Annotated in this window: 1 protein-coding gene; it reads right to left on the reverse strand. The window is 75.3% G+C overall.

What is annotated here, in order from left to right; all coding sequences use genetic code 11:
- Positions 1-1,079: OPT/YSL family transporter (locus tag D7V93_RS43375; protein WP_208723365.1), on the reverse strand; the 1,079-nt coding region annotated here is incomplete at both ends.

Genomic DNA, 1,079 nt, shown 5'->3' on the forward strand with positions numbered 1-1,079 from the left:
TCCCAGGAAGAATCCAAGGCAGGTGGACGCGGGTAGCAGGCACGCCAGCCCTACGCCCACGGCGGACGGCGTCCAGCGACGGAAGCGCTCGGGCAGCGCCTGCTCGGCCAGCGTGAGGACGACCGCACCCAGCGCGGCCCAGGCCATGGCCATGCGCAGGTCCGACGACACCGCGCCCAGGCCGGAGGCCAGCACCCGGGCCACGCCCGCGGTGACGATGGCGGCCGGGGCCGGGAAGCGCTCGGTGCCCAGCGCGGACGCGTCCGGCACCAGCAGGTAGAAGAGCGGCACCACCACCAGCGAGCCCACGACGCAGCCCAAAAGCTGCGCCAGGAACACGCGACGCGGGTGCGCGCCCAACAGGTGCCCCGCCTTCAAGTCCGTGAGCAGGTCCGCGGCGGACGACGCGGCGTTGACGGTGATGCCCGCGGTGGCGAGGTTCGCCTCCACGTCGCCGGGCCGGAGCACGCCGAACGTCAGCTGCGTCACCTGCCCCAGCGCCCCCACGGGGCTCATGTCCGTCTCCCCGGTGACGCGGCAGGAGATGAGGCACAGCACGAACGACAGCGCCACCGCGAAGAGGGCGTGGGGCACCGGCACGCCGAAGCCCGAGTGCGCCAGCGCCACCGTCGCGGGCGTCAGCACCAGCAGGCCCGCCGCCAGCCACCGCCCGGGCACCTGGAGCGCCTCCACCGGATGGCGCTCCACCCGGGCCCGCGCGCGCAGCCCCTGGAGCGCCCGGCCGAACACGCGGGCCTGGAGCGCGAACTGCAACAGCGACGCGGTGGTGAGCGCCGCCGCGCCTGGCCACAGCGCCCACGCCAGGAAGTCACCGTCCACGGGCACCACACCCGCCGCCATCAGCCGGGGGGCGACGACGCCGTGCACGACGAGCGCGCCCAGCATCATCGACGCGGTGATGCGCACGCCCAGCAGCGCGCCCCCGCCCACCGGCATCAACCCCGTCTCCAGCGCGAACCCCAGCCGCTCCAGCGACACCCCGCCGAGCGTCCCCGGGAACGCCCACGCGTAGGGCAGCCGCCCGAAGCCATCGCGCGCGAGCGTCAGCAGCCCGGAGA

The organism is Corallococcus llansteffanensis (assembly GCF_003612055.1).
Lineage (GTDB): Bacteria > Myxococcota > Myxococcia > Myxococcales > Myxococcaceae > Corallococcus > Corallococcus llansteffanensis.